This window comes from Streptomyces sp. NPDC002156, assembly GCF_053593675.1.
The window spans coordinates 1-4,059 of sequence record NZ_JBSFDA010000332.1; the positions used below are offsets into that span (position 1 = coordinate 1).

Below are 4,059 nucleotides of genomic sequence, written 5' to 3' on the forward strand. Positions count from 1 at the left end.
CGCCAGCGGCGGGGTGTGGGGGGGTGGGGGTAACAGTCCCCTGGGGGCCCCACAAGGGGCCCCCGACCCCACCAACCCGGCGCGGGCCCCGCGTCTGCGGGGCCCGCTCCGTTCAGTACGCCGCCGGGTGACCGTGCGGCGGTTTTCTCCTGTTCGTACGGAATTTCCGTACGGGTCTACGCCTGGGGGCGTGCCTTGCGGTAGAGGACGGTGCCCGCGAGCAGCATGCCCGCGCCCACCGGCAGGGCGACACCCAACGGCAGGTCACCACCGGTGTGCGCGAGCTGCGCGGCGGCCCGGGGCTGCGGAACGGTCCGCGCACCGCTCTGGTCGACGTAGGCGGAGTCGGCCGAGGGTGTCACGACGTTCGGGGAACTGGGCGGCGTGAGCGGCGACCCGGGCCGGGAGGGACCGTTCGGCTGCGCCGGGGTTCCCGGGTGCTGCGGAGTGGCCGGGTACTGCGGGGTGACCGGCTGCGCCGGGGTGGCGGGCTGGGGCGGCTGCGGCCGGCTGGGCTGCTCCGGGCCGGCCGGGGGCGGGGTCTCCTCGCCGTAGCCCGGGGGCGGGGCTTCCTCGCCGTAACCGGGGGGTGTGCCCGGGTGGCCGGTCTCAGGAGGGGGTGCCGGGTGGCCGCCGCCCGAGTCGTCCCCGGTGTTCGAGCACTCGTTGCCCAGCGACGGGTTGAGCAGACCGACGACGTCGATGGTGTTGCCGCAGAGGTTGACCGGTGCGTCGACCGGCGCCTCCACGTGGTTGCCGGACCCGACGCCCGGCGAGTCGGTGGCGTATCCGCCGGCGTACGAGCCCTCCCAGCCGCTCCAGTCGGCCCAGTCGCCGGAGCCGCCAGGACTGCCCGGGTACCCGAAGCCACCCGGGGTGCCCGAGTCGCCGTACCCACCCGGGCCGCCGTGACCGCCATAGCCGTCGTACCCGCCGTAACCGCCGTAACCGCCGGGGGAGCCGTGGCCGCCGTACCCTCCGTCCTCGCCGTACCCGCCGGACGAGCCGTGGCCTCCCTGGCCGCCGTGACCACCGTGGTGGCCCTGGTTGCCGTGACCGCCATGGCTGCCCTGGTTCCCGTGGTTCCCGTGGTTGCCGTGTCCGCCCGGTGTGCCGTTACCGCCGCCGCCCTTGCCGCCACCGCCGCCGTTGGCACACTTGTTGCCCATCGCCGGGTTGAGCAGACCGACGACGCTCACGGTGTTGCCGCATGCGTTGACCGGCACGCTCACCGGTGCGCTCACCGTGTTGCCGGACAGCACACCGGGTGAGTTGGAGGTGGCGCCGTTCGCACCCGAGTCGGCATGCGCCTGGGCGCCGCCGGCGGCGGCCATCACGCCTGTCGCGGCCGCCACGGTCATCAGGCCCTTGCGCGTGACCTCTCGCATTCCTGCATCCCTGCCTTCAAGTGATGTGTCGTGAAACGACCTGTCGGCCCCGGAACGCATGGCGCGTTCCGGGGCCGACAGGCTCAGACTCGCTGGGAGTCAGAACCTCACGAAGTGAGGCGCAGCATCAGTGGTTGACGCAGGTGTTGCCGAAGGCGGGGTTCAGCAGCCCGATCACGGAGATCGTGTTGCCGCAGACGTTCACCGGGACGTGAACGGGAACCTGAACAACGTTGCCGGACAGGACACCCGGGGAGTGCACGGCAGCACCCTGGGCACCCGCGTCGGCGACGGCCAGGCCCGCACCCGCGAGAACCAGACCACCAGTGGCAGCCGCAGCGGCGACGACCTTCTTGATCATTATTCCTCCTTGTTGGCAATGCGATCCCGAGTAGCGGACCGCATCACCAGTAACGAGGAGGAGGCATTAGGGCTACGACCGTATGAGCGCCTTCACTCTTCTCAGTCAGTTACGCACATGCGGACGATTATTGGAGTGTCGTTCAATCGGGTAATTCCGGGCGCACTGAAGGGAGAGCGGAGGGAGTTCGAAGGCCCCAATGGCACGGAGACTGCACGGAATTCAGGAAGCCTCGATGAAACGGTCGAGTACCCGCACCCCGAACTTCAGCGCGTCGACCGGCACACGTTCGTCAACACCGTGGAACATGCCCGCGAAGTCCAGCTCCGGCGGCAGCTTCAGCGGTGCGAAGCCGAAGCAGCGGATGCCGAGGTCCGCGAAGGACTTGGCGTCGGTGCCGGCCGAGAGCATGTAGGGCACGGCGCGGGCGATCGGGTCCTCGGCGACCAGCGCGGTCTGCATGGCGTCCACGAGCGCCCCGTCGAAGGAGGTCTCCAGGGCCTTGTCGGCGTGCACGTCCTCGCGCTTCACGTTCGGGCCGAGGATGCGGTCCAGGTCGGCGAGGAACTCCTCCTCGTAGCCGGGCAGATAGCGGGCGTCTACGTGCGCGGTGGCCTGGCCGGGAATGACGTTGACCTTGTAACCGGCGCCCAGCTGGGTCGGGTTGGCGGTGTTCTGCAGCGAGGCGCCGATCAGCTTGGCGATACCGCCGAGCTTGGCGAGCGTCGCGTCCATGTTCTCGGGATCCAGCTCGGTGCCCAGCGCGTCGCCGAGTTCGTCGAGGAAGTGGCGGAGCGTCTTGGTGACCCGGACCGGGAACTTGTGCCGGCCGAGGCGGCCGACGGCCTCCGACAGTTCGGTGATCGCGTTGTCCTTGTGGATCATCGAACCGTGTCCGGCGGTGCCGTCGACGGTCAGCTTCATCCAGTGCATGCCCTTCTGGGCCGTCTCCACGAGATACAGCCGCAGCTTCTCGTTGACGGTGAAGGAGAACCCGCCGACCTCGCCGATCGCCTCGGTGACGCCCTCGAAGAGATCCGGGTGCTTGTCGACGAGGTGCCGCGCACCCCACGTACCGCCCGCCTCCTCGTCCGCGAGGAAGGCGAGGACGATGTCGCGCGGGGGCTTGCGGCCGGTGCGCAGCCGGTCGCGGACGACCGCGAGGGTCATCGCGTCCATGTCCTTCATGTCGACGGCCCCACGGCCCCACACACAGCCGTCCGCGATCTCCCCGGAGAACGGGTGGTGCGTCCAGTCGGCCGCGTTGGCCGGTACGACGTCGGTGTGGCCGTGGATGAGCAGCGCCGGCCGGGACCGGTCCTCGCCCTCGATGCGCGCCACGGTGGAGGCGCGTCCCTTGTGCGACTCGAAGATCTGCGGCTCAAGCCCCACCTCGGCGAGCTTCTCGGCGACGTACTCGGCGGCCTTGCGTTCGCCGGGTCCCGAGTGGTCGCCGAAGTTGCTGGTGTCGATCTGGATGAGTTCGCGGCAGAGGTCCACGACCTCGTCCTCGCCGGTGACGCCCTTGGTCGTGTCCGTCCCGCTCACGGTGCTACCTCCCACTGTTCCTGCTGGTGGTCCTCCCCCATCCTCTCGCTCCCACCCGGTGCGCCCCAAGACCGGGCGGGGTCCGTCACACACCGTTCACGCGGCGACAGGGGGTGATCGGCCACCCCCGAAAGCCTGGTAATGTTTCCCTCGTCGCCACGGGGGGAACCCCGCGCGACAGACACCTTGTCCGGGTGGCGGAATGGCAGACGCGCTAGCTTGAGGTGCTAGTGCCCTTTATCGGGCGTGGGGGTTCAAGTCCCCCCTCGGACACTCGCTGAGACCCCACTTTATGTGGGGTTTTCTGCTTCCCCCCTTCACGTAGAGGTCTCCCGCCCGGGGGTTCGCACCGCCGTGGTGGACGCGCTGAAGGCGCGCCATCGGCCGGGATACCGTGATCGTCGATCGCCGCCGCTCCGCCAGGAGGACGTCGTCATGACCGCCGCACAGAACGCCCCCCAAGGACAGTCCGCAGCCGGCGAGCCGGTCTCCGGGGCCACCGCTCCGGCGCCGGATCCGACCGCAACCGCGCCCGCCCCCACGGCCGTTGCCCCGCTCGCGGCCGAACCGGCCGCCGGACCGGAGTCCTCCCCGGAACCGGAATCCGAGACGCAGCCCGACTCCGAGGCACAGCCCGACCCGGAGTCGCAGCCCCGATCCGCCCCCGAGGCACAGCCGGAGGTTGCCCGCGCCGTTGTCGCTGTAGGTGATGGCCACCTCGGCGAGTTCGGCGACGGTCATGCCCTCGGCCAGGTGTTCCCT

At 70.2% G+C, this 4,059-nt stretch carries 3 protein-coding genes, 1 tRNA gene and 1 pseudogene; 2 read left to right on the forward strand and 3 right to left on the reverse strand.

Annotated elements, in window-relative coordinates; genetic code table 11:
- Positions 1-176: 176 nt before the first annotated feature.
- The 3 genes from ACWCRB_RS49280 to ACWCRB_RS49290 form a co-directional block, all read right to left on the reverse strand.
- Positions 177-1,388: a chaplin family protein gene (locus tag ACWCRB_RS49280; RefSeq protein ID WP_451002293.1), complete on the reverse strand. Its 1,212-nt coding sequence runs from the start codon at positions 1,386-1,388 to the stop codon at positions 177-179.
- 127 nt (positions 1,389-1,515) lie between these two features.
- Entirely contained in the window at positions 1,516-1,749 is a 234-nt protein-coding gene (gene chpH / locus ACWCRB_RS49285) for a chaplin ChpH (RefSeq protein WP_369034703.1), read from the reverse strand.
- Positions 1,750-1,971: 222 nt separating this feature from the next.
- Positions 1,972-3,297: a M20/M25/M40 family metallo-hydrolase gene (locus tag ACWCRB_RS49290; protein WP_451002294.1), complete on the reverse strand. Its 1,326-nt coding sequence runs from the start codon at positions 3,295-3,297 to the stop codon at positions 1,972-1,974.
- A gap of 188 nt (positions 3,298-3,485) precedes the next feature.
- On the opposite strand from ACWCRB_RS49290, the gene ACWCRB_RS49295 reads away from it, so the two are divergent.
- Together ACWCRB_RS49295 and ACWCRB_RS49300 are read left to right on the forward strand one after the other, a co-directional pair.
- Positions 3,486-3,570, forward strand: a tRNA-Leu gene (locus tag ACWCRB_RS49295).
- Between the two features lie 162 nt (positions 3,571-3,732).
- Positions 3,733-4,059, forward strand: a pseudogene (locus ACWCRB_RS49300) (hypothetical protein); the annotation flags it as partial.

Coding starts and splice junctions, on each gene's coding strand:
- ACWCRB_RS49280 (WP_451002293.1), bottom strand. CDS start 1,388: ATGCGAGAGGTCACGCGCAAGGGCCTGATGACCGTGGCGGCCGCGACA.
- chpH (WP_369034703.1), bottom strand. CDS start 1,749: ATGATCAAGAAGGTCGTCGCCGCTGCGGCTGCCACTGGTGGTCTGGTT.